This window comes from Paenarthrobacter sp. CC6, from assembly GCF_040560085.1.
Lineage (GTDB): Bacteria > Actinomycetota > Actinomycetes > Actinomycetales > Micrococcaceae > Arthrobacter > Arthrobacter nicotinovorans.
In genome coordinates this window covers 120,267-144,904 of sequence record NZ_JARDAN010000008.1, presented here as the reverse complement: position 1 = coordinate 144,904, position 24,638 = coordinate 120,267, and the positions used below count along the sequence as shown (strand labels likewise).

Annotated in this window: 20 protein-coding genes and 1 tRNA gene; 11 read left to right on the top strand and 10 right to left on the bottom strand. The window is 63.3% G+C overall.

What is annotated here, in order from left to right:
• Positions 1 to 39 precede the first annotated feature (39 nt).
• Positions 40 to 693 (top strand): MBL fold metallo-hydrolase, encoded by a 654-nt coding sequence (locus tag PV760_RS09400; RefSeq protein WP_354627619.1) that lies wholly within the window; start codon positions 40 to 42, stop codon positions 691 to 693.
• On the opposite strand, the gene cds1 is transcribed toward PV760_RS09400, so the two are convergent.
• The gene (gene cds1, locus PV760_RS09395; protein WP_039242076.1) at positions 690 to 1,772 is read right to left on the bottom strand and encodes an L-cysteine desulfhydrase Cds1; all 1,083 of its coding nucleotides are present in this window, start codon (positions 1,770 to 1,772) and stop codon (positions 690 to 692) included. The two genes, PV760_RS09400 and cds1, sit on opposite strands and share 4 nt — an antisense overlap.
• Positions 1,773 to 1,842: 70 nt before the next feature.
• Between cds1 and PV760_RS09390 the strand changes: the two genes are divergently transcribed.
• Genes PV760_RS09390 through PV760_RS09380 form a run of 3 tightly spaced genes read left to right on the top strand, consistent with a single transcriptional unit; the run spans position 1,843 to position 4,318 of the window.
• Complete coding sequence (locus PV760_RS09390; protein WP_354627618.1) at positions 1,843 to 2,742, top strand: sulfurtransferase; 900 nt, start codon at positions 1,843 to 1,845, stop codon at positions 2,740 to 2,742.
• A complete protein-coding gene (locus tag PV760_RS09385) occupies positions 2,739 to 3,893 on the top strand; it encodes an NAD(P)-dependent alcohol dehydrogenase (protein ID WP_055972094.1) in 1,155 nt (384 codons plus the stop codon). The genes PV760_RS09390 and PV760_RS09385 overlap by 4 nt, the downstream gene beginning before the upstream one ends.
• Positions 3,890 to 4,318, top strand: coding sequence for an HIT family protein (locus PV760_RS09380; RefSeq protein ID WP_018776370.1), 429 nt, complete (start codon positions 3,890 to 3,892; stop codon positions 4,316 to 4,318). The genes PV760_RS09385 and PV760_RS09380 overlap by 4 nt, the downstream gene beginning before the upstream one ends.
• 59 nt (positions 4,319 to 4,377) lie before the next feature.
• Here PV760_RS09380 and hrpA read toward each other — a convergent pair whose 3' ends face one another.
• The 3 genes from hrpA to PV760_RS09365 all read right to left on the bottom strand — a co-directional run bounded on the left by hrpA (position 4,378) and on the right by PV760_RS09365 (position 9,644).
• Positions 4,378 to 8,310: an ATP-dependent RNA helicase HrpA gene (gene hrpA, locus PV760_RS09375; protein WP_354627617.1), complete on the bottom strand. Its 3,933-nt coding sequence runs from the start codon at positions 8,308 to 8,310 to the stop codon at positions 4,378 to 4,380.
• Between the two features lie 13 nt (positions 8,311 to 8,323).
• The gene (locus PV760_RS09370) at positions 8,324 to 9,328 is read right to left on the bottom strand and encodes a helix-turn-helix transcriptional regulator (RefSeq protein WP_018776368.1); all 1,005 of its coding nucleotides are present in this window, start codon (positions 9,326 to 9,328) and stop codon (positions 8,324 to 8,326) included.
• A 145-nt stretch (positions 9,329 to 9,473) separates the two neighbouring features.
• Entirely contained in the window at positions 9,474 to 9,644 is a 171-nt protein-coding gene (locus PV760_RS09365; RefSeq protein WP_018776367.1) for a hypothetical protein, read from the bottom strand.
• An 81-nt stretch (positions 9,645 to 9,725) separates the two neighbouring features.
• On the opposite strand from PV760_RS09365, the gene PV760_RS09360 reads away from it, so the two are divergent.
• The gene (locus tag PV760_RS09360) at positions 9,726 to 10,694 is read left to right on the top strand and encodes a GlxA family transcriptional regulator (protein ID WP_018776366.1); all 969 of its coding nucleotides are present in this window, start codon (positions 9,726 to 9,728) and stop codon (positions 10,692 to 10,694) included.
• Between the two features lie 16 nt (positions 10,695 to 10,710).
• On the opposite strand, the gene PV760_RS09355 is transcribed toward PV760_RS09360, so the two are convergent.
• The 6 genes from PV760_RS09355 to PV760_RS09330 all read right to left on the bottom strand — a co-directional run bounded on the left by PV760_RS09355 (position 10,711) and on the right by PV760_RS09330 (position 15,363).
• The gene (locus PV760_RS09355; RefSeq protein WP_026266931.1) at positions 10,711 to 11,013 is read right to left on the bottom strand and encodes a protealysin inhibitor emfourin; all 303 of its coding nucleotides are present in this window, start codon (positions 11,011 to 11,013) and stop codon (positions 10,711 to 10,713) included.
• Positions 11,014 to 11,093: 80 nt separating this feature from the next.
• On the bottom strand, positions 11,094 to 12,134 hold the full coding sequence (locus PV760_RS09350) for a M4 family metallopeptidase (RefSeq protein ID WP_018776364.1): 1,041 nt from the start codon (positions 12,132 to 12,134) through the stop codon (positions 11,094 to 11,096).
• 157 nt (positions 12,135 to 12,291) lie between these two features.
• Positions 12,292 to 12,364: transfer RNA gene (locus PV760_RS09345), tRNA-Arg, on the bottom strand.
• A 136-nt stretch (positions 12,365 to 12,500) separates the two neighbouring features.
• A complete protein-coding gene (locus PV760_RS09340) occupies positions 12,501 to 14,003 on the bottom strand; it encodes an FAD-dependent oxidoreductase (protein ID WP_354627616.1) in 1,503 nt (500 codons plus the stop codon).
• Positions 14,000 to 14,872: an FAD:protein FMN transferase gene (locus PV760_RS09335; RefSeq protein WP_354627615.1), complete on the bottom strand. Its 873-nt coding sequence runs from the start codon at positions 14,870 to 14,872 to the stop codon at positions 14,000 to 14,002. Before PV760_RS09335 ends, PV760_RS09340 begins: the two co-directional genes overlap by 4 nt.
• 5 nt (positions 14,873 to 14,877) lie before the next feature.
• Positions 14,878 to 15,363 carry an FMN-binding protein gene (locus PV760_RS09330; RefSeq protein ID WP_039242062.1) on the bottom strand — a complete coding sequence of 162 codons (486 nt, stop codon included), beginning with the start codon at positions 15,361 to 15,363 and terminating at the stop codon, positions 14,878 to 14,880.
• A 245-nt stretch (positions 15,364 to 15,608) separates the two neighbouring features.
• Here PV760_RS09330 and argS point away from each other — a divergent pair, with 245 nt between their 5' ends.
• The 6 genes from argS to rho all read left to right on the top strand — a co-directional run bounded on the left by argS (position 15,609) and on the right by rho (position 24,618).
• Positions 15,609 to 17,258, top strand: a complete 1,650-nt coding sequence (argS, locus tag PV760_RS09325; protein WP_018776359.1) for an arginine--tRNA ligase — start codon at positions 15,609 to 15,611, stop codon at positions 17,256 to 17,258.
• Between the two features lie 4 nt (positions 17,259 to 17,262).
• Positions 17,263 to 18,735, top strand: a complete 1,473-nt coding sequence (gene lysA / locus PV760_RS09320) for a diaminopimelate decarboxylase (RefSeq protein ID WP_055972104.1) — start codon at positions 17,263 to 17,265, stop codon at positions 18,733 to 18,735.
• A complete protein-coding gene (locus PV760_RS09315) occupies positions 18,728 to 20,044 on the top strand; it encodes a homoserine dehydrogenase (RefSeq protein ID WP_039242059.1) in 1,317 nt (438 codons plus the stop codon). Before lysA ends, PV760_RS09315 begins: the two co-directional genes overlap by 8 nt.
• Complete coding sequence (thrC, locus tag PV760_RS09310; protein ID WP_018776356.1) at positions 20,045 to 21,148, top strand: threonine synthase; 1,104 nt, start codon at positions 20,045 to 20,047, stop codon at positions 21,146 to 21,148. It begins immediately after the preceding gene.
• Positions 21,149 to 21,150: 2 nt separating this feature from the next.
• Positions 21,151 to 22,125, top strand: coding sequence for a homoserine kinase (thrB, locus tag PV760_RS09305; protein ID WP_018776355.1), 975 nt, complete (start codon positions 21,151 to 21,153; stop codon positions 22,123 to 22,125).
• Positions 22,126 to 22,428: 303 nt separating this feature from the next.
• The gene (gene rho, locus PV760_RS09300) at positions 22,429 to 24,618 is read left to right on the top strand and encodes a transcription termination factor Rho (RefSeq protein WP_354627614.1); all 2,190 of its coding nucleotides are present in this window, start codon (positions 22,429 to 22,431) and stop codon (positions 24,616 to 24,618) included.
• Positions 24,619 to 24,638 lie beyond the last annotated feature (20 nt).

The following is a 24,638-nucleotide window of genomic DNA, read 5'->3' as shown; positions in this document are numbered from 1 at the left end:
TGCTTGGAAACTCTCAGCAGCCGCCCCTAGGCTGGCCTCATGATGCTCACCAAGTACACCCACGCCTGTGTCCGGTTGGAGAAGGAAGGAAAAGTCCTGGTGATTGATCCCGGGACGTTCTCCGAATCCGCCGAAGCGTTGAACGGAGCTGACGCCGTGCTGGTAACGCACGAGCACAACGACCACCTCGACAGCCCGGAGGTCATCAAAGCTTTGCGGAGCAATCCTGACCTGGTGGTCCATGCGCCGGCCAGGGTAGCTGCCGCACTGCAGGAAGAAAGTGACATCGCCGACCGCGTGCACTCCGTCGACCCCGGTTCATCCTTTGACGTCACCGGTTTCAGCATCCGGACTTTCGGCGGACAGCACGCCCTCATTCATGCCCAGATCCCGGTGGTGGCAAATATCGGCTACCTTGTGGACGACAACGTGTTCCATCCCGGAGACTCCTTCGTGGTCCCGGACGGGATCGAAGTCAAAACACTGCTGGTCCCCATCCATGCCCCGTGGTCCAAGATCGGCGAGGTTGTGGACTTCGTCATTTCCGTCCGCGCCCCAAGGGCCTTCCCGGTCCACGACGGCCTGCTCAACGAACTCGGGCGTGGCGTCGTCGAGGGCCATGTAACGCGGATCGGTGCACGGTACGGCACCAGCTACACGCGGCTCGCGCCCCGGGAGTCGGTAGAGGTCTAGCCGGGCCACACTCCTGTGTCGTGGAACCGGTCCAGCACTTTCTCATGTGGAGCCGGATCCAGGCCATGGGCCGCGAGCCACCCGGCGTCGTAATAGCTGCCAACATAACGGTCGCCGCCGTCGCACATGAGTGAAACGATGCTGCCTTTGCGTCCTTCGGCCACCATCCGGGCGACCAGCTGCCAGACACCCCACAAGTTGGTGCCTGTGGAAGGGCCCGCGTGAAGCCCGGTCAGTTTGCGGAGGTGGCGCATGGCCGCGACGGATGCGGCGTCGGGCACCTGGATCATGTGGTCGATGACGGCCGGAACAAAACTTGGTTCCGAGCGGGGCCGGCCGATGCCCTCGATGCGGGAAGGCAGACCGGACGCTGCCGCCGCGTTGCCGTCCCGCCACGCAGGGTAGAAGGCCGAGTTTTCCGGGTCCACCACCGCCAGGCGTGTGGGGTAACGGTTGTAGCGAAGGTATCGGCCGATGGTTGCGCTGGTCCCGCCTGTGCCTGCTCCGACGACGATCCATTCGGGCACCGGGTGCTCTTCGAGGGCAAGCTGTTCGAAGATCGATTCTGCGATGTTGTTGTTGCCACGCCAGTCCGTTGCCCGCTCGGCGTACGTGAACTGGTCCATGTAGTGGCCGCCGGACGTCCGTGCGGTCTCTTCGGCAACGGCGTAGACCTCCGATGCATGGTCCACGAGCAAGCATGAGCCGCCAAAGTCCTCAATGAGGGCGATTTTCTCCGGACTGGTGGTTTTGGTCATCACAGCGATGAAGGGCAGGCCGATCAACCGGGCAAAGTACGCCTCAGAGACGGCCGTGCTGCCGCTGGACGCTTCCACAATGGTGGTGCCCTCGGTAATCCAGCCGTTGACGAGGCCATAGAGGAACAACGACCTCGCCAGGCGGTGCTTCAGGCTGCCCGAGCGGTGCGTGGACTCATCCTTGAGGTACAGCTGCACGCCCCAGTGTTCCGGCAGGGGCACCGCGTACAGATGCGTGTCCGCCGAGCGGTTGTTTTCGGCCTCGATGGTGCGGATGGCCTCGCTGGCCCAGGTCCGGTCCTGAATACACGAATTGCTCACCGGATAAGCCTAGGCTGGAAACGTGGTTCCGGCAGCAACGGGGCCATCACCCCCGGACGAAGGAGAACCCATGGCCACCCTGATGACTGCCACTGAGCTGCACCGGCGCCTTGAATCGGGAGAGCGGACCGTACTCCTGGATGTGAGGTGGGTCCTTGGCCGGACAGACGGGCACGCGAACTACCTTGAGGCCCATCTTCCGGCGGCGGTCTTCGTGGACCTCCCGACGGAACTTGCGGACCATGCCGCTCCAGGACGCGGGCGCCATCCTTTGCCCTCGCCGGACCGCTTCCAGGAGGCGGCCCGCCGTTGGGGGATCAACGACGGCGACACGGTGGTTGCATACGACGACAGCGGCAGCATGGCCGCCGCCCGGGCGTGGTGGATGCTCCGCAACGCGGGGGTGGACTCCGTTTACCTCCTCGACGGCGGACTGTCCGCCTGGCGCTCACACGGCTACGCCCTGGAAGCCGGCGAGGCGCGTCCCGCCGTCGGGAATGTCTCCTTGGGCGATGGCCTAATGCCGTCCATCACTGAGCAGGAAGCGGCGGAGTGGAGCCGCGATGGAGTGTTGTTGGATGCCCGGGCAGGGGAGCGGTACAGAGGCGAGGTGGAGCCCATCGATCCCCGGGCCGGGCACATTCCCGGTGCCTTCAGCGCGCCTACCACGCAGAACGTTTCGGAGGCGGGCACCTTCCTTCCTGCCGAAGAGCTGCGGCGCCGGTTCGAGGCGTTGGGTTTGGACACATCATCCAGGGTTGCTGTGTACTGTGGTTCCGGCGTCACCGCCTCCCACGAGATCGCTGCCCTGGAAATTGCAGGCTTCAGCGCGGCCTTGTTCCCCGGTTCGTTTTCGCAATGGTCGAACAACGGGGCGAATGAGGTAGTGGTGGGAGAGGGTCCTTATGGTGACGCTGCCGACGGCCCAAGTAGCATGAGCCGGGCCGACGGGAGTAGCGTCGAAGCATGAATCCTGGACGTCCTGTTCCCCCGCCCCTCGCGAAGACCATCTCTTTGGACACTGCCGGTTCCGAGTCCTCCACTGGAGTGTTGGCTGCGGCATATGGCGCCACTTCGCCGGTGAGCGGACTCGTGCCCCTGACAGTGGCCCGCCGCGAGCCTGGTGAAGACGACGTGGAGATCGCCATCGAATTCTGCGGCCTGTGCCACTCTGACGTGCACGCAACACGGGGAGAATGGCGGCAGCCCCCGTATCCGCTGGTTCCCGGTCACGAAATTGTTGGCAGCGTGACCCGGGTGGGATCCGCCGTGGAGGACTTCGCGGTCGGAGACCGTGTTGGCGTGGGCTGCATGGTGGACTCGTGCCGTGAATGCGACAGCTGCCTTGAAGGACTGGAGCAGTACTGCGAGCGCGGCAACGTGGGCACCTACGGCGCAGCCGATCCCCGCCACGAAGACGCCGTCACCCAGGGTGGATACTCGACGGCGGTGGTGGTGGACAAGCGCTTCGTGCTCCGAGTGCCCGGGAACTTGGACCCTGCTGCGGCAGCTCCGCTTTTGTGTGCCGGGATTACCACCTACTCGCCTTTGAGGTACTTCGATGTTGAGGAAGGCGACTCCGTTGGAGTGGTGGGGTTGGGCGGCCTGGGCCATATGGCGGTCAAGCTCGCCAAAGCCATGGGCGCCGAAGTCACGGTGTTCACCACCTCCGAGTCGAAGTTTGACGCAGCCCGGGAACTTGGCGCGGACCACGTGGTGCTGTCCAAGGACGCCGACGCGATGGAGGCTGCCAACCGCAGCATCGACGTCATTATTGATACCGTCGCCGCTCCGCACGACCTCAACCCCTACTTCCGTACGCTTCGGCTGGACGGTGCACTCTTCCAACTCGGGCTTCCTGCCGACGACATGCCCCCGGTCAGCCCCGGCCTGCTTATCCGTCGCCGCCTCGCCTACGCCGGTTCCTTGATTGGCGGCATCGAGGAAACGCAGGAAATGCTGGACTTCTGTGCCGAGCACGGAGTGGCCAGCGACATCGAGATTGTTGGCGCCGGGCAGTTGAATGAGGCCTACGACCGCATGGTGGCCGGCGACGTGAAGTACCGTTTTGTGCTGGATACCGCAACACTTCAGGAACCCTCCGAAAGGGCAGACGCATGAGCACATTGTTCACCAGGATCATCAACGGGGAGATCCCGGGCCGCTTCGTGTGGAAAGACGAGGAAGTGGTGGCTTTCCTGACCATAGCCCCCATTACCCAGGGCCACACCCTGGTGGTTCCGCGTGAGGAAGTGGACTCCTGGACGCATGCCACGCCGGAGCTTCTGGCCAAGGTCATGGATGTCGCCCAGAGCATCGGCAAGGTGCAGGAAGGGCTCTTCGACGCCAAGCGCGTTGGCGTCCTGATGGAGGGTTTTGAGGTGGACCACCTGCATGTCCACGTCTGGCCTGCGTATTCCACAGCAGATTTTGAGATCCACAATGTCGATCACAACCCGGACCCTGCGGTGATGGATGCGACGGCCGTAAAGCTGCGTTCCGCGCTGCGTTCAGCCGGACACGGAGACGCTGTCCCGGAAGACTGACTCCGCGTTCTTAACCCGGCGGTGCTGTACACGCACCGCCGGGTTTTTTGTGCTTCGGGTTACGCCGGGGCCAGTGCCTGGTTGAGGACCGTGCGGATGCGTTTCTCCGAAACGGAATAGGCCGTGCCGAGTTCGACCGCGAAGAGGCTCACCCGCAGCTCCTCGATCATCCAGCGCACCCGGGTTAACTCAGCACCCGCCCGCCGTCCCGGGAGCAGCGCCGACACGGCGTCGTCGTAGTCATCCTCCAGCGCCTGCACGATGCCCATGTTCAGGCTGTCCCGCTGCACGTTGCCTGGAAGTTTCTCCAGCCGCTTCTCAATGGCCTGCAGGTACCGCGGCAGCTGGCTGAGCTGGGCGTAGCCCGTCTGTGCCACAAAACCGGGGAAGACCAATTGCTCCAACTGGCTCTTCATGTCATTGAGGGCGCTGATGAGCGGCAGGCTGGCGTTGGACTTCAGCGCTTTCTGGATGCGCCGCGTACTGGCCAGGACGCGTTCGACGACGGCCGTCACCGTGAAAACGGTGTCGATCAGTTCTGCCCTGACTACCTCGTAGAGAGCATCGAAGGACTCCCTGTCCCATGGCAGTTCCTGGGGCACGAGTTTGTCGATCGCAGCCAATGCGCAGTCCGCAATCAGGGCGCTCACCGAACCGTGGGGGTTCTGGCTGAAGGTGAGCTTTTCGGTGTTGCTCAGGTGTTCGAGCACATAGCGGTCCGGAGAAGGTATCCGCAGGGCCAGCAACCGGATGACGCCGCTTCGCATGGCGGCTTCCTGCTCTGCCTTGCTTTGGAACACCCGCAGGGCCACTGACTTCCCCTCGTCCATCAGGGCGGGGAACCCCGTGACGGCATGCCCCTTCACAGCACGGCTGACCTGGCGATCCACGGTGCCGAAATCCCACGCGGTGATGCCGGTCCGTTCGGCTACCGTTCCTTCGCCAGGTGCCGGGGCTCCGGCTGGTGGCGCGGCTTGGCTGGCCGTTCCCTTGCCACTGGGGGTCCGCAGCGTGGTTGCCGGCGTGGCACCCAGTGATTCGGCGATGGCGCGGCGGGTGGCCGGTGCCAGTTTTTCCTGCAGTTCAGCGAGGTCCTTGCCCTCGTCCAGGACCTTTCCCTTGCTGTCCACCACTTTGAAGCTGACGCGCAAATGCGGAGGTACCGCATCCCAGTTCCACGAGCCGGGCGGAATGATGTGCCCCCTGAGCCGGCGCAGGACCAACTCCAGGGAAGGCTCCAGCTCGTCGACGGCGGGATCGAAGTCCGCTTCCAACGCCGCGGTGGCTTGCCTGGCCACATCCGGTGCCGGCACGAAGTTTTTCCGTACCTGCTTTGGAAGGGATTTGATGAGCGCCGTGACGAGCTCAACCCGTTGGCCGGGAATCTGCCAGCGGAACGGGGCATCGTCCAGCTGGTTGAGGAAAAGTACCGGAACTTCAGCGGTAACGCCGTCGGAAGGATTGGGAGCGGATCCGGGTGCCACAGGGTGGAACTCGTAGCTCAGGGGAAGCTCGAAGCCCTTGTGAAGCCACGTTTTGGGATACGCGGAGTCATCCAGTGCCTCGGCGTCTTCGCTCATCAACAGCGATTGATCGAAGTCCAGCAAATGGGGATCCGACTGCCGGGCATCCTTCCACCACTTATCGAAGTGCCTCTCGGAGACCACGTCCTTGCCCACGCGTGCGTCATAGAACTCGAAGAGAGTCTGGTCGTCAACCAGGATGTCGCGCCGTCGCATGCGGGTTTCGAGCTCTTCTATTTCCTGCAGGAGTGCCCGGTTGCGATGGAAGAACTTGTGGTGGGTCTTCCATTCGCCTTCCACAAGCGCGTGCCGGATAAACAACTCGCGGGAGAGCTCCGGATCGATGCGTCCGTAATTTACCCGGCGGGTCGGAATGATGGGCACTCCGTAGAGCGTGACCTTTTCGTGGGCCAGTACCGCACCCTGGCGGGAGGACCAGTGCGGCTCGCTGTAAGTTCGCTTCACCAGATCAGGGGCCACCTGCTCGGCCCATAAGGGATCGAACTTGGCAGCAACGCGAGCCCACAACCTGCTGGTCTCCACCAATTCTGCGGCCATGACGAAAGTGGGTGACTTCTTGAACAGCGCCGAACCGGGGAAGATCGCAAAACGGCTTCCGCGTGCCCCGGCATATTCGCGCTTGCGCTCATCGAGCAGGCCAATGTGGCTGAGCAGCCCGGACAACAGGCTGATGTGGATGCCCTCGTAGTTCCCCACGGGGTCGGCTTCGCGTTTGTTATCCAGCGCGATGCCCAGGGGCTTGGCCAGCTGCCGGAGTTGTGTGAAAAGGTCCTGCCATTCGCGCACGCGCAGGTAGTTGATGAACTCGTTGCGGCACAGTTTGCGGAACTGAGTGGAGGACAGCTCGCGCTGCTTCTCCTGGATGTAGTTCCAGAGGTTGAGGAATCCGGTGAAGTCCGAGATATCGTCGCGGAAACGGGCATGCTTTTCCGCGGCGAGCTGCTGCTTGTCCGTTGGCCGTTCACGCGGATCCTGGATGGTCAGCGCGGCGGCGAGGATCATGACTTCGCGGACGCATCCGCGCTTTCCTGCTTCCACGATCATCCGGCCAAGCCGGGGATCGACAGGAAGCTGAGCGAGTTTCTGCCCGACGGCGGTCAGTCCACCGCCGCTTCGGCCGTTGCCGCGGGCGTCGGCGGACTTTGCCGGGCTTAAGGCGCCGAGTTCGCGCAGCAGGGTCACGCCGTCGTTGATGGCCCTGGTCTCCGGGGGTTCCACAAACGGGAAGTTCTCCACGTCCTTGGGTCCGCGGGCAACACCCATGGCAGTCATCTGCAGGATGACAGCGGCGAGGTTGGTCCGGAGGATCTCGGGATCCGTGAACTGCGGACGTGATTCGAAATCCTCTTCGGAATACAAGCGGATCGCGATGCCCTCCGACACGCGGCCGCAACGGCCTGAACGCTGGTTGGCCGATGCCTGGGAGACCCGCTCGATGGGCAGGCGTTGGACCTTGGTGCGGTGCGAATAGCGCGAGATGCGTGCCGTGCCGGTGTCGATCACGTACTTGATACCCGGGACAGTAAGCGAGGTTTCGGCCACGTTGGTGGCCAGAATGATGCGACGTTTGCCCCCGGGATTGAAGACCCGGTGCTGTTCCTGGAGGCTCAACCGGGCAAAGAGGGGAAGGACTTCGGTGCCTGCAAGGCGCCGGTTGCTTTGGATGCGGCCGTTGATGGCCTCGGCGGCGTCGCGGATTTCACGCTCGCCGGAGAAGAAGATGAGAATGTCTCCCGGTGCTTCCTTGGCGAGCTCGTCCACGGCATCGCAGACGGCGTCAAGGGGATCGCGGTCTTCTTCGAGTTCGTCGTCCGAGGTCTCGTCATCAGCGTCCGCAGGCTGTGTAAGCGGGCGGTAGCGGATCTCCACCGGGTAGGTGCGGCCGGAGACCTCGATGATGGGTGCAGGCTCTTCATCACTGCCGAAGTGTTTGGCGAAGCGCTGGGGATCAATGGTTGCCGAGGTAATGATGATCTTCAGGTCCGGACGCTGCGGCAGGATGCGCTTGAGGTAACCCAGGATGAAGTCGATGTTGAGGCTTCGCTCGTGGGCCTCGTCAATGATGATGGTGCTGTATTTCCTGAGCAGTTTGTCCCGTTGGATTTCGGCGAGCAGGATGCCGTCAGTCATCAGCTTGATCTTGGTGGAGGCGCTGACCTCGCCGGTGAAACGGACCTGGAAGCCCACTTCCTGGCCGATTTCGACGTCCAGTTCGGAGGCGATGCGTTCGGCCACTGTGCGGGCCGCCAGACGGCGCGGCTGGGTATGGCCGATCAGGCCCTTGTCACCGAGGCCGAGTTCGAGGCACATCTTGGGGATCTGCGTGGTCTTGCCCGAGCCGGTCTCGCCGGCAATGATGGTCACTTGGTTTGCGGCAATGGCCGCCATCAGATCCTCGCGGCGCTCGGAGACGGGCAGCTCTGCGGGGTAGGAAATTTGAAGTGTCATGGCTGCTGCCAGTCTACTGTGGCCGGGGTTCGGCGTCCGCAGCGACAGCTCCGCTGTTTGTTTCAGGCCCGGCGGCGGCACTGAGCCGGTGCGAGAGGTGCCGTGCAAATGACCGGAATTCCTCCGGCTCGAGAATCTCGAAGTCCAGGTCCAGGGCAGCGAGGTAGGCTGCCGGCGCCGCCAGGTTGTCCCATCCGGACCGCAGGATCGTTGCTTCCGCTCCGTCGGCCGTCAGCGTCGCGTACTGGGAACTGACGACGGCGGCGACCTCGGCGAGCGGGGCGCGGAGGCGCACAACGACGTCGAACCTGTAGGGGGAGCGGGTAATGGATTGCTGGACGTAGGCCGCCAGGTCCTCCGCCGGCAATGGACGGGGCGCGTACTTCTTCCGCTCGGTCGGCAGCGAGGCAAACCGGTCGGCCCTGAACGTTCGCCAATCCTCGCGTTCCACGTCCCAGGCAACCAGGTACCAGCGCCGTCCCGTGTCCACCAACCTGTAGGGTTCGACCAGCCGGCGTGAAGCGTCGCCATCGGACTTGACGTAATCAAAGGAGATCTGGCGCCGATCCGATATTGCCGCCGAGACAACGGTCAGTTGTTGGGGATCGACGCTGGCAGCGTTGCTGGGAAGCGTTGTGACGGCGGCCTTGAGCATGGCGAATTTGGGGCGGAGCCGGGAGGGAAGGACCTGCTCCACTTTTGCCAAAGCGCGGACGGACGCTTCGCCGATCCCTGCCACAGGCCCCGCAGCCACGGAGTTGAGGCCCAGTGCCACGGCCAAGGCCTCGTTGTCGTCCAGGAGCAATGGCGGCAATTGGGCGCCGGCCCCCAGTTGGTACCCGCCGGCAATGCCGGGGGAGGCATGTATGGGGTATCCGAGATTACGCAACTTGTCGATGTCCCGACGCACAGTACGTTCAGTGACTCCCATGCGGTGGGCAAGGGCGGGGCCTGTCCATTCCCGGCGGACCTGCAACAGTGACAACAGCTGCAGGAGCCGGGCGGAGGTTTGGATCATGCAAGTGAATCTAGCCCATGCGCCACGGTGCGGCGGCCAGGCATACAGAAGGGCGCCCGCCGGTCAAAGGATCTCTGCAGTAATCCTTGGACTGGCGGGCGCCGATTGTAGATGTCGGGCTGACCTTGCAGTGGGCTGGCATGCCCTAGTAGATGCGTGGATTCCAGTACGGGGCGCTGGGTGCCTCGAAGGCGCTCCAGGGTTCCCTTGACGTGACAGGAGGGTTGTGGCCGCGTCCGTCTTTCAGCAGGGCTGAGATGGTGGCTGCGACGGCGGTGATGAGGACGATGAAGAGGATGATTCCGAAGATTTCCATGTCTCCAGATTGCTCCTGTGCAGGCGCAAGAAACAGTGGCAGAAATGCCCCATTTAGATAATTTTCTGCCACACTGGAAGTATGTTGAAAACAGTCGCAGTGATCGTGGTTCCGGACTTCTCCGTGTTCGAGTTCGGCACGGCCTTCGAGGTTTTCGGGATCGACAGATCGGACCGCGGGGCTGGAGTTCCGGCCTTTGACTTCCGTGTCGTTACCCCGGAGCCGGGGGACGTCCGCATGAAGTCCGGACTCTCCCTGCACGTCAACCTTGGCCTTGAGGCGGCGGCCGATGCCGACCTCGTGATCATGGCGCCGTTTGGCCGGGATAAAGTCGTCCCTGAATCCGTCCTCGAAGCCTTGCGGGCGGCGCACGCCAGGGGAGCGTGGGTGATGTCCATTTGCTCAGGAGCATATGCGCTTGCCCGGGCAGGACTACTGGACGGACGGCGTTGTACTACGCACTGGCACTATTCCCAGGACCTGGCCAGCCGGTATCCATCCGTGATCGTGGATGAGAACGTCCTCTATGTACAGGACGGGACCATCATCACCAGTGCAGGCACTGCAGCGGGCATTGACGCTTGCCTGCACCTTGTCCGCGTAGAGCTTGGCGCCAACGTGGCCGCCGCCATCGCCCGCGATATGGTGGTACCGCCGCACCGCGACGGCGGGCAGGCCCAGTTCATCGACCGGCCGATGCCGACGTGCGGATCGGCGCCCATGGAAGCGCTGTTGCGGTGGATGGTGGAACACCTTGACGAGGAACACAGCGTCAACGAGCTGGCAGCACGGCTTCACATGTCACCACGCACATTCGCCCGGCGCTTCCGGGCCGAAACCGGGACCACGCCCGCGGCGTGGCTGAATTCCCAGCGGGTGCTCCGGGCACAGGAACTGTTGGAAACCACAGAGCTGAACATTGACGAAGTCGCCCGCGAAGCCGGATTCGGGCATTCGGTCCTGCTGCGGCACCATTTCGCCAAAGTGCTCGATACGAGTCCGCAGAGCTACCGCCGGGCTTTTCGAGGGCAACTGGCCGAAGCCATCTGACGGCGTCAAGTGCCGGCTAACGGCGCCGGCCGGTGGTTCCCCGCGACTCGGAGCCTTCGGCTTTGGCGCACTCGATCAGTTCCTGCCACGGTCCGGTCACGGCACGGTCCGGCAGGGTGGCGCGGTGCTGTCCGGCCCGGATCGAGTACATGAAGCGGTCCGGTTCATTGACCGCCCGGGCCTGGCCCTTGGCTTCATCCCAGGGGCAGGCCTCGACAATCGGAAGCCATCGCTCCTTCTCATCCGGGGATACGGCTTCCACACTCCAGACACGTGTCATCGCGGCGATTCCTCCACTGCGTTGAACCGTAATTTTCATGACTGGCGGCTTCTCGTTCTACCCCTGCGACGTCAGCCCGTGGGCGGTCCGGATGCAGCGCGTCCGGTCCCGCCTCGTGACTAAACCTTGACCTTCACAGTGTCCCACGCCTTCCGGACGGCGTCATGCTCCGGTGATCCGCTGCCGAAGAGTTCCTCGGCCGTGGCCAGCGTCGTCCTGGCGAACTTCCCGAAAGTGCACGTAGCAGGGAGTGCCCCGCTGGTCAGGGTGCCGTACCAAATCTGGCCCGGTGCCTCCCAGGCCTTGCCGCCGAGTTCTGCTGCCACCAGATAGAAGGCCCGGTTTGGAATGCCCGAGTTGATGTGCACGCCTCCGTTGTCCGCACTCGTGCGGACGTAGCTGTCCATCGAGTCCGGCTGCGGGTCCTTGCCCAGGATGTCGTCGTCGTACGCGGTACCGGGAGCCTTCATGGAGCGGAGGGCTGCTCCCTGGACCTGCTCGGTGAACAAACCCTGTCCAATCAACCAACTGGCCTGCTCCACGGACTCCTGTTTGATGTACTGCTCCACCAGGACGCCGAAAACGTCCGACATCGACTCATTCAGCGCGCCGGCCTGGTTGCGGTAGGCCAGGTTGGCTGTGTACTGCGTGACCCCATGGGCCAGTTCGTGTCCGATGACGCTGACGGATTTTGTGAACCTCTGGAAGATTTGTCCGTCCCCGTCTCCGAAAACCATTTGGCTGCCGTTCCAGAAGGCATTGTCGTAGAGCTTCCCGTAATGGACAGTGGCATCCAGCGGCAGTCCGGCATCGTCAATGGAATCCCGCCCAAAAACCTCACCGTACAAACGGTGCGTTCCACCAAGTCCGTCATATGCTTCGTCAGCCGCGGCGTCCCCGACGGGGGCAGCGCCTTCCTTGCGAACCAGCTGACCGGGAAGATCCTCAGTGGTGAGGGCATCGAAGATGGTCCGCTTGGGCGGCCCTGGCTTGGCCTGCCGTGCGCTGGGCGGTGCCGCGGGAACCGGAGCGGTCCGGATGGCCTGCAGGCCCTTGATGTGCAGCAGGGATTCCTTGGCTGCACGGGCAACCGCCCGGAGCCGGGGTTCGTTCTGGGCAGCAATCCTGCGAAGCATGTACGGCGGGACGATGGAACACATCACGGCAAACCCCTTTTGCTATCGGAAAGACCAACTGGGATCAGCCTAGGAGCAAGGCCGGACAATTTTGCGGCATGGTCCCGGCAAGCCCGTAAGTGATAGTCGGTAGCCGGCATGCAGAAAACCCCGCCAGCAGGACTGGCGGGGTTTTCGTTTGTGCCCTCGATAGGATTCGAACCTACGGCCTTCTGCTCCGGAGGCAGACGCTCTATCCCCTGAGCTACGAGGGCATCCAGGGTATCCCTCCGTTGCCGGTGGGACGTCCTAGAGCTTAGCAGCCACGGCGCCGCAAATGAAAACTGCAACACGGGCCCACATCCGGCCCGTTGTGAGTCCCGCCATCAACGGGAAGCGGCCCGCGTCGCTTCAGTACCCGGCGAACGAGTCAACATGGACCCGTCGGGCGCCTGCACCGCGTGCCGCGGACCGCAGGGAATCAACGCTGGCGGGTGAGCCGGAGACGAATACCTCCCTGTCGGCGATGTCCGGAACGAGTTCCTTCAGGCGCGCTGCATCGATTCTGGAAGTGCCGGCGTCGCGCATGAACTCCGGGGGAGTGGAACCGTCGGCGAGCCGGGCAATCACGGTAGCTCCGGAGGCTTCCAGCTGTTCCACCCATGCCAGCTCGTCCCGGCTCTTCGCCAGATACAGCACCACGGTGTCGCGGGCGGTGCCGTCGGCCGCCAGTTGTGACAAGAAAGGCGTAATCCCGATACCTGCGGCCAGCAACAGGACCGGTTTGCCGGCGTCGTGTGGGAGAAGAAAGTCCCCACCAACGGCAGTAGCGGAAACGGTTTCCCCTGGCCGAAGGGCAAGCAATGCTTTCTTGGCGCTCGACAAAGGCTCGGCGGTACCCACGCCAAAGGTCACTTCAGGCGCACCGGGAGCGCTGGTGATGCTGAAAATCCGACGTCGGCCCCTGCCGTCCGAACGCGAATGCGGCAGGTTCAGCTCCATGAACTGGCCTGCGGCAAAACGGACCGGCCGCGCCGGTTCGAAACGGAATTCCGTGCTCCCGGGCGTCAAGACCCGTGATTCCTTGAACGTCAGTTCCACCCCGCCCCGTTGGCCCAGGAAGAAAGCGATGAGATTGCCCAGCAGCAGCGCCAGTTCCGGGGAATTGGCCACGAAACCGAAGTTGTAAGGAACCGCGAAGACAACACCCACGACGGCGGCAAGCGCCAGCTGCTGCCAGCGGCGGGGAGGAAGGGTGAGCGGCTCGGACAGCATGAAGCCCACGAAGAACAGAAGGGGCCGTTGGGCCAGGGTCTGCCACAAAGCCTGCCCGAAGGTCATGCTCCGGTTCAGGAGCTCAAGGGTGATGATCCCGCTTGCCACCACGAGGAACACAGTGGCCATGAGCAGCTTGCGGGTACGGTACAGGACCAGCAGAACGCCAGGCACCAGCAACCACAGCATCGCCGGGGTTGCCGCCCACCACGTAGCAATGTTCAAGCCGGTCAGGCCGGTAATGAATGCGCCAGCGGCGGCCGGATTGAAGATGTGCCTGCCGCGAAAGGCCAAAGCGTACTTGGACACGCTCGCCAATACGCATGCCAGCGCCACACCGGCCATGTCGGTGAGCCCAAAAGCGGGCCAGAACAGGAAGTAGAGGAGCAAAGCCGTGATGAGTGAAGACTCCGTGTGTGGTCTGACACGGAATACGACGGCGAGCAAACGGTTCGATCCATACGTAACGCCCAAGCACAGGAGCAGGTGGACCAGCATCTCCGGCAGGCCGAAGGTCAGCCACCCCAGCACGTTGAGGATCATGCTGTACACCACCAGCACCCCGAGGACCCACAGGATCAAGCGGTACATGGTGAAGCGGCCCAACCAGGTGTCAACGCGGGACTTGGCAGCAATCATGTGAACAGTCTCCCCTCAAAACCTGACGAAAACGCGGCACTGCCCGTCGAAGAGACCCTGAGCCACGAGAACTCGAATTCCTTCTCAAGCGGTGCAGGATCCACCATGAACAATGCCGTGGCCAACCCGTCCGCGACCAGGGCGCTCGCCGCCATGGTCCATGTGGCCACTGTGGTGTGGACCGGCTTTCCGGTGGTGCCGTCCAGGACATGGTGCAGGCCGTCGTCCCATGCCCGGCGGTTGGCCGCCGAAGCGCACAGCGCCGCGTTGTCCAACTCGACGGTCCCGATGGCCTGTCGTGGGTTGTATGGGTGTTCCAGGGCGACACTGACGGGATGGGCCCCCGAATGAAGCATGTCGCCGCTGCCATCCACCAGGAAATCATCGAGGCCCGCTCCCCGGAGTATCCCTCCCAACAGGTCCACCAGCTGGCCTTTTCCGGCCGCGCCGATGTCCACCACCAAGGGTTCCTTGGCGGTCATCGTCGTGCCTGTCCACTCAAGGACGTCCTCCCAACGGGGTGGTGCCTGGGCTGCTCCCGTCGGGATGAGGGAGTAGCTGGCGTCGTAACCCAGCCTTTCCAGGCTGCTTCCAATAAGAGGGGTCATGGCTCCGTCGCTCAAGCGGTAGGCCGTGGCATACAGTTCCTGAAGCCCGGTGGCGTGGTCCGGCAACGTGATGCTGCCCGGACCGCGGGAGAGGCGGGCCACCAGGGAATCGGCCCTGAAACGCGACCACGTCGTGTCGTACGCTTCGACAGCGGCAAGCAACTCCCCGGTGAGAACGGGAGCCAGCTGATCCGGCGTCGAAATCTCCCACCGTGTGCCGATCCCGTCGAAGCTGAAGTTGCTCCAGCCCGGATGCGGCATGACCGCTACTTGGCCTGCGACTTGATCTGCTCGAGGGCATCATTGAACCCCCCGGACGTGAGGGAAGAACCGGCCACCTTGGACACCTTCAGTTCGTCCACGTCCTTCCCGACAATCTGTGCCGCGATGCCACTGGCAAACTCACCTTGGAATTTCTTGGTGTTGGGGTTGGAGGGGTGGACTGTGATGTTCACCGCTGAGACCTTATCGGCGGCCAGTGTCAGTTCCACGCCCACCGTTTCCTGCCCATTCGGTGACGTGTAGGTTCCATCCGCACTGTAGGTACCGTCCTTGTAGGTGGTAGCTCCGGTGGTAGCGATGGCGGACGAGCCTGTGGGCGAAGGGCTGCCTGTCGAGGCCTGGCCGCCCTCCTGGGTGGCCGGCGCCTGGGTGGCAGGCGCTTGGGTGCTGGGCGCGCATCCAGCGGCTGTTCCCGCGATGGAGAGGCCGGCAATGCCAACATAGATGCTCTTGCGGAGTGGCGTAGTCATGATTCTGCTCGTTTCAACTGGACAAGTTCAACCGGAAGTATGTCGTCGTGGGCTCGTGGTCATGGCACTGGCAGGCCCCGGATGAGGGGCGCGGCCGGCGTCCATGTTCTTCACAACGTTGAAATCAGCGTAATGGTTCAGTCTGTGGCGGCTGCCTGCGGTCCCTGTGCGCCGGCTGTGTCCGGATTGTCCACATACGGGCCCACCAATTCCGCGTCTTTGCGGGCCACCGGTAGGCTAGATCCGTGACTCCCGATGAACTCTCTGCTGCCATATCCGCCTGCCTTAAGGTCGCTGTCTCCACTGGCGAAATCGCCCTGACGGAATCTGCTGTGCCCGACGCCGTGCGCGTGGAGCGACCCAAGAACCGGGACCATGGTGATTGGGCCACCAACATCGCCCTGCAGCTGTCCAAGCAGGCCGGGATGAATCCCCGCGAATTTGCAGGCATCCTGAGCAACCATCTCCAGGGCATCCCCGGCGTCGCCGGCGTGGAAATCGCCGGACCGGGCTTCCTGAACATCACCGTGGATGCCGCTACGGCCGGAACCCTTGCCAAGACCATCGTTGAGGCCGGATCCGCCTACGGCACCAACCAGGCGCTCGCGGGCCGCGTGGTCAACATGGAGTTCGTCTCCGCAAACCCCACGGGTCCGCTGCACATTGGCCACACCCGCTGGGCGGCGCTAGGTGACGCCATTGCCCGTGTCCTGCGTGCATCAGGTGCTGACGTCACGGCCGAGTACTACATCAATGACGCCGGTTCGCAGATGAACGTCTTCGCCAACTCCGTGCTTTCCCGCCTTCATGGCAGGGGTGTTCCCGAGGGCGGATACCCGGGCGAGTACATCCGCGAGCTTGGCGACGAGGTCCTGAAGGCACACCCGGACATCCGCGAACTGACGGATGAAGCCGCCCTGCCGGTCATTCGGGCTGCTGCTTACGAGGCCCAGATGGCGGATATCAAAACCACCTTGGCTGACTTCGGCGTGGAGTTTGATGTCTTCTTCTCCGAAAAGGAACTGCACGACGCCGGAGCGATCGAGTCCGCCGTTGCGCGCCTTCGCGAGCAGGGGCATGTCTACGACGACGGAGGCGCCGTCTGGCTGCGCACCACCGACTTTGGTGACGACAAAGACCGCGTCATGATCCGCGCCAATGGCGAACCGACCTACTTCGCCGCCGACGCTGCCTACTACCTGTCCAAAAAGGACCGCGGATTTACCGAAAAGATCTATCTCCTCGGCGCCGACCACCACGGATACATCAACCGGCTGAAGGCGATTGCGGCCTGCGCAGGCGACGACCCCGAGGTCAATATCGAGGTCCTCATTGGACAGCTCGTCTCCGTGAACGGTGCCAAGCTGTCCAAGCGCGCCGGCAACATCATCGAGCTCAAGGATCTCATTTCCTGGCTTGGCAAGGATGCGGTGCGTTACTCCCTGGCACGCTTCCCGGCCGACTCTCCGCTGACCTTGGATCCGGAACTGCTCAAGAAGAACTCCAACGAGAACCCCGTGTTCTATGTGCAGTACGCGCATGCCCGCTCACGTGGCACTGCCCGCAACGCGATCGAGGCCGGCGTGGACCGTTCCGTGTTCGATGCCTCGCTCCTGGACCACGCAACCGAGAACGAACTGCTCTCTTACCTGGGCAGCTACCCGTCGATCGTGGCCAAGGCCGCCGAGCTCCGTGAGCCCCACAGGGTGGCCCGCCACCTCGAGGTCATCGCCGGCGCCTACCACCGCTGGTACGACGCGTGCCGCGTGTCGCCGCAGGGCGACGAGCCTGTCCAGGACGTGAACCGGACACGCTTGTGGTTGAACGACGCCACCAGCCAGGTACTTGCCAACGGACTCGAACTGCTCGGTGTTTCGGCGCCGGAACGGATGTAGCGAAATGACCACAGAATCCAGCAACGCTTCTCCTCTTGCACCGGAATGGTTGGCCCTCCCGGAAGACCTCAACGCCCTTCAGCCGTCCATGTGGGCGGCCGGGGTGGCGAAGAATGGCGCCGGTGAAGTCGCCATCGACGGTGTTTCGGTCAAGGAACTCAAGGAACAGTTCGGGACTCCGCTCTTCGTCATGAGCGAGTCGGATTTCCGTTCACGGGCGCGGGCCTTCAAAGACGCTTTCGATGCTGCATTCGCGGACATTTGTGGGGGAGTGGATGTCTACTACGCCGGCAAATCGTTCCTGTGCACGGCAGTAGCCAGCTGGGTGGCAGAGGAAGGCCTTCGACTGGACACCTGCTCCGGCGGTGAGCTCGCCGTTGCTGCCCGCGCCGGGATCGAAGGACGGAATCTCGGCCTGCACGGCAACAACAAGTCGGACGCGGAGATCAGCCGCGCGCTGGACATGCACGTTGGCAGGATCGTGGTGGACAGCCTCGACGAGCTGGAACGCGTAGCCAAGATCGCCTCCAGCCGCGGCGAAACCGCCAAAGTCATGCTGCGCCTTACTCCTGGTGTGCATGCCCACACGCATGAATTCATTGCCACGGCCCACGAGGACCAGAAATTCGGCCTCTCCATGGCCGAAGACACCACTGAGGAAGCCGGCCTGTCCGCTGCCGAGGAAGCGGTGGCAGCTGCGACGTCCTATCCGGGAATTGAGCTCCTGGGCCTGCATTGCCACATCGGCTCGCAAATCTTCGAGCCTGACGGTTTTGCCGTGGCAGGAGAAAAGCTTCTGCGGTTCCTTGCCGCGATGCAGAGCAAGTACTCCATCGTCCTGCCTGAACTTGACCTCGGCGGTGGCTATGGAATCGCTTACACCCCGGTGGACACTCCGCGTCCGCCGGCCGAGATCGCGCAGGCGATGGCGGCCGTCGTGCGTTCCACCTGCGCCGAACTGGGGATAGCCTCGCCCCGCATCTCAATTGAACCGGGACGGGCGATCGTGGGCAGCACCACGTTTACCCTCTACGAAGTAGGCACCCTCAAAACGGTCCGCGTGGATGCTCCCGGCGTTGACGCAGGGCAGGAGAACGTTACGTATCCGCGCCGCTATGTGTCGGTGGACGGTGGAATGAGCGATAACGCCCGTCCGGTGCTGTACGACGCGGATTATTCGGCGATTTTGGCCTCCCGTGATTCCACCGCGGCTCCGCAGCTGTCCCGAGTAGTGGGCAAACATTGCGAGAGCGGCGACATAGTTGTTAGAGATGTATATCTGCCCGCGGACGTGGCAGCCGGTGATTTGCTCGCAGTACCGGGTACCGGCGCCTACTGCTGGGCCCTCTCCAGCAACTACAACTACCTGGCCCGGCCTGGCGTTGTCGCTGTACGCGACGGAGCCGCCAGGTTGATCGTCCGCGGCGAAACCGAAGAAGATCTCTTGAACCGCGACATGGGAGTGGCGAATGTCTGAAGTGCGAACCTTGAAAGTGGCCCTGCTGGGCTGTGGCAACGTTGGGGCCCAGGTCGCGCGGATTCTGATTGACGACGCCGAGGCACTTGCCGCCCGCAGCGGTGCACGCCTGGAACTGTCCGGTATCGCTGTCCGCACCATCGATTCCCCGCGCGACGTCGAACTGCCGCGCGAGTTGTTCACCACTGACGCCGACACTCTGGTCAAGGACGCCGACCTGGTCATCGAACTCATGGGCGGAATCGAGCCTGCCCGTTCGTTGATCCTCACCGCGATCCAGAACGGCGCCTGCGTGGTCACCGGCAACAAGGCCCTGCTTGCACAGGACGGTCCCACCCTCTACGAAGAGGCCGATAAAGCCGGAGTGCAGCTGTCCTACGAGGCCGCCGTCGCCGGCGCCATCCCCATCCTTCGTCCCATCCGCGACAGCCTGTCCGGGGACCGGATCACCCGCGTGCTGGGCATCGTCAACGGCACCACCAACTTCATCCTCGACCAGATGGACAGCACCGGTGCGCAGTTCGCTGACGCCCTCGCCGAAGCCCAGCGACTGGGCTACGCCGAAGCGGACCCGACAGCGGACGTTGAAGGGCATGATGCCGCAGCGAAGGCTGCCATCCTTGCGTCGCTTTCGTTCCACACACGCTTCTCCCTGGACGATGTCTACTGCGAAGGCATCACCAAGGTCAGCGCCGAAGACATCGCCTCGGCCAAAGAAGCCGGCTTCGTCATCAAGCTTCTCGCGATCGCCGAGAAGATCGACTCTTCGGACCACGGCAGTGGCATCTCGGTGCGGGTCCACCCCACGCTGCTCCCGCGTGAGCATCCGCTGGCGGCTGTCCGTGGAGCCTTCAACGCAGTGTTCATCGAGGCCGAAAACGCCGGCGAACTGATGTTCTATGGCCAGGGCGCCGGGGGAACACCAACAGCATCTGCTGTGCTCGGCGATCTCGTTTCCGCCGCCCGCCGCCTGGTTCTGGGCGGTCCCGGCCGTACCGAGACCACCACCGGCCACGTTCCGGCGCTCACCATTGACGCCTCCGATACGAGCTACTACATCGGCTTGGATGTCGCTGACCAGGCAGGCGTGCTTGCCCGGATTGCCCATATCTTTGCGGAAAACGGCGTTTCCATCGAAATCATGCGTCAAACGATCCACCGCGACTCTGCCTCGAATGTTGAGTCGGCCGAGCTGAAGATCGTGACGCACCGTGCATCCGAAGCTGCACTCGCAGCAACCGTTGCGGCCGTCAAGGGCCTCGACGTCATCAATTCCGTCACATCCGTACTGCGGGTAGAAGGGGTCTAAGTGGCTCACCAATGGCGCGGAGTAATCCGCGAGTATGCTGATCGTTTGCCCGTAACGGAAGCCACGAAGGTCATCACCCTCGGCGAGGGCGGCACTCCTCTGGTTCACGCGCAAAAACTGTCGGAGCTGACCGGTTCAGAGGTCTACCTCAAAGTCGAAGGCATGAACCCGACGGGTTCCTTCAAGGACCGCGGCATGACCATGGCCATGACGGCCGCTGTCGAGGCCGGCGCCAAAGCCGTAGTTTGCGCCTCCACGGGAAACACCTCCGCATCGGCCGCTGCCTACGCCACGGCCGCGGGTCTGAAGTGTGCGGTGCTTGTTCCTGAAGGCAAGATTTCCATGGGCAAGCTGAGCCAGGCCATCGCCCACGGTGCCACGTTGCTGCAGGTCGATGGCAACTTCGACAACTGCCTCGACATCGCCCGCAAACTCGGTGAGTCCTACCCCGTCTTCCTGGTGAACTCGGTCAATCCCGCCCGCATCCAGGGCCAGAAGACCGGTGCCTTCGAAGTTGTGGATTCTTTGGGCGACGCCCCGGACATCCACGTTCTTCCCGTCGGCAACGCAGGAAACATCAGCGCGTACTGGAAGGGCTATAAGGAGTACGCCGCGCCGTTCGAGACCTCAAACGGGACCCTTCCGGCCGTTTCCACCAAGACTCCCACCATGTGGGGCTTCCAGGCCGCCGGCGCAGCCCCCTTCGTTGCCGGCCACCCCATCACGGAGCCTGACACGATCGCAACTGCCATCCGCATCGGCAACCCCGCTTCGTGGGAGACGGCCGTGGCCGCACGCGACGAATCCGGTGGTCTTATTGAAGCCGTCACCGATGACGAGATCCTGGACGCCCACCGCTGGTTGTCTTCCAAGGAAGGCGTCTTCGTCGAGCCCGGCTCGGCTGCCGGCGTCGCCGGCTTGATCAAGAAGCACGCGGCTGGCCAGGTACCGTCGGGCAAGACCATCGTCATCACTGTCACCGGGCACGGACTCAAAGATCCCCAGTGGGCTCTCCGGACCGAAGACGGCAGTGAAGTCCAGCCGGTCAAGGTGCCGAACGATGTCGTCACCGTTGCAGCAGAACTGGGACTGGAAGAAAACTAAGAGTGGAATCAAAACAGCCCACCGCGACCGATCGGGTAATCGTCGCGGCAGGCCAACGGCTGACCGTCAAGGTCCCTGGTACGAGCGCCAACCTGGGCCCGGGCTACGACAGCCTGGGCCTGGCCCTCTCCATCTACGACACTTTGACGGTGGAGACCCTCACCACCGGAGAGCTTGAGTTCGAGCTCTCCGGTGAGGGCGCCGACACCCTTCCCCGCGATGCCACCCACCTCGTGGTGCGCGCCATCGATCTTGCACTGGAGCGTCTGGGTTTCCAGCACACCGGCTTGCGGATCACCGCGGACAACGTCAACCCCCATGGGCGGGGTTTGGGTTCCTCTGCCTCGGCAGTGGTCGCTGCGGTGACGGCTGCGAACGCGTTGGTACCGCAGGAGGCCCAGCGCGACACTCAGTGGATCCTGCAGCTGACAAGCGAGATGGAAGGCCACCCGGACAACGTCGCACCGGCGATTTTCGGCGGACTGGCGCTGTCGTGGCAGGACAGCGAGCAGTACAGCAGTACCCGTGCGGAGGTGGCACCAGCTGTGACTCCGGTAGTGGCTGTACCGGATTACGAGCTGTCCACCGAGACGGCGCGTGGACTGCTCCCGGCATCGGTCGGCCACCACGCAGCTGCGATGAACTCCGGACGCGCCGCGTTGCTGATCCACGCCCTCACGGCAGATCCCGGACTGCTGTTGCCGGGTACGGAAGACTACCTTCACCAGAGCTATCGTGCCCAAGCCATGCGGCCCAGCGCCGAACTCATTGCAGCTTTGCGGGCAGCAGGGCACGCAGCCGTTGTTTCCGGCGCCGGACCAACCGTGATGATCCTTGCCAATGGTTCCGACGAAGCCGCAGCAGCGGTCCAATTCATCAATTCGTTTACTGCAGCCAACACACCCGACGTTGGTTGGCGTGTGATGACGCTGGCTGTTGACGTTCAAGGTGCTAGAGTGGAAGTGCACCGCCGGTAAAGCCGCGGGCAGTTCCCTGATTTTGGACTTCGGTGTTTCGCCGTACCTTTCGTCAACTGTGCCAACGTTGGTGGTGTCGTCTCTTTCCGGCCTGCATCAGGTGCCGCAGAACTCTCTGTTTCCTGAATTTCAGGCTGGCTGTCCGGGTAACCGGATCCAGTGAAGGCGATCAGTATCCGGCCCTGTTGGCCACAATCCATCAGGCACGGCCAAAATCACCGGCTGCAGATCTGAACTGCAGCCCAGAACAAATCATCGCGTCCAGCTCTCGCTCTGGACGCCGTCGAGGGGGAAGGATCCTTCGTGACAGAAACCACTGAGCTGGCTTCAGCTGTGGACACAACATCTTCTGCTGCTGAGTCGTCAACGGCAGCAACCAAGAGCAGCGGCCTTGCAGGCCTCAAGCTCGCCCAGCTTCAGGCTCTTGCGAGCCAGCTGGGTATTTCGGGGGGATCCCGCATGCGCAAGGGGGACTTGGTTACGGCCATCTCTGCCCACCGTGCGGGCACCTCCACTACCAAGGCTCCAGCCAAGGCCACGTCGGCCAAGGCTCCCGCCGTGGCCAAGGAAGCCCCGGTTGCAGAAGCCAAGGCCACGGAAAAGAGTGCGCCCGTTGAGGCAGCTGCCGAGGCTCCGGCCCAGGAAGCTCCCCGTGGGCGTGGACGTGGACGCAGCCGCCGCGCCACCAGTGATGGCGTTGTTGCAGCTGCTGAGGCAGCCGCGACCACCACTGCCACCGCCTCCGAGCCTGAAGCAGCACCCGCCGTCGAAACGCCGGCCGCGGCCGAAGCAACCGATGCGGGCTCCGAACGTCGTCAGCCCCGTACCCGCAACCGTCGCCGCGGCGAAGCTGCCGCAGCTCCGGCTGAAGCAGCGGAAGCGCCGGCAGCCGAGCAGCGCAACGACCGCACGGAACAGCGTGAGCAGCGCAACGACCGTTCGGAACAGCGTGAGCAGCGTAACGACCGTTCGGAACAGCGTGAGCAGCGTAACGACCGCACGGAACAGCGTGAGCAGCGTGAGCAGCGTAACGACCGCACGGAACAGCGTGAGCAGCGTGAGCAGGCCGACTCCGGCGACCAGCAGCGCGAACGCCGCGACAACAACCGTGGCCGTCGTGAAGACAACAACGACGGCGACGACACCGGCAACCGCCGCAACCGCCGCAACCGCCGTGACCGAAACGACCAGAACGACCGCAGCGACCGCCGGGGCGGCCAGGACGGCCGTGACGGCAACACCCGCAGCGACCGTTTCCGCGATCGCAACGAACGTCGTCGTGGACGCGCCCAGGGACCGGACGTTGACGACGTCGAGGTTACCGAGGACGACGTCCTGCTTCCCGTGGCAGGCATCCTGGACGTTCTGGAGAACTACGCGTTCATCCGTACGTCCGGCTACCTCCCCGGCGCCAACGACGTCTACGTCTCCCTGGCACAGGTCAAGAAGTACAACCTCCGCAAGGGTGACGCCGTCGTAGGTGCCATCCGTGCACCGCGTGACGGTGAGGACCGCAGCCAGCAGTCGGCCCGACAGAAGTTCAACGCGCTCGTTCGCGTCACATCCGTCAACGGCAAAACCCCTGAGGAACTCAAGGACCGCGTCGAGTTCGCAAAGCTCGTTCCGCTGTACCCGTCAGAGCGCCTGCGCCTGGAAACGGACCCCAAGAAGATCGGTCCGCGTGTCATCGACCTCGTGGCTCCTATCGGCAAGGGCCAGCGTGGCCTGATCGTTTCCCCGCCGAAGGCCGGCAAGACGCTCATCCTGCAGTCCATCGCGAACGCAATCACCACCAACAACCCTGAGGTCCACCTCATGATGGTGCTGGTTGACGAACGTCCCGAAGAAGTTACGGACATGCAGCGCACCGTCAAGGGCGAGGTCATTGCCTCTACCTTCGACCGTCCCGCCGACGACCACACCACGGTTGCCGAGCTCTCCATCGAACGCGCCAAGCGACTCGTGGAGATGGGCATGGACGTGGTGGTTCTCCTGGACTCCATGACCCGTCTGGGCCGTGCCTACAACCTCGCAGCACCGGCCTCCGGCCGTATCCTGTCCGGTGGCGTGGACTCCGCAGCACTGTACCCGCCCAAGCGCTTCTTCGGTGCGGCCCGCAACATCGAGAACGGTGGCTCGCTGACCATCCTGGCAACGGCTCTTGTTGAGACCGGCTCCAAGATGGATGAAGTCATCTTCGAAGAGTTCAAAGGCACCGGCAACATGGAGCTCCGCCTGTCCCGCCAGCTGGCGGACAAGCGCATCTTCCCGGCTGTGGACGTCAACGCGTCCGGCACGCGCCGCGAAGAGAACCTGCTCTCGCCTGAGGAGGTCAAGATCATGTGGAAGCTGCGCCGCGTCCTTTCCGGACTGGAGCAGCAGCAGAGCCTTGAGCTGCTGACCAACAAGATCCGGGAGACCCAGAGCAACGTCGAGTTCCTCATGCAGGTTCAGAAGACGACGCTCGGAGCGAAGTCGGACAACGACAAATAGCTGTGCTCTAACCGCTCAAA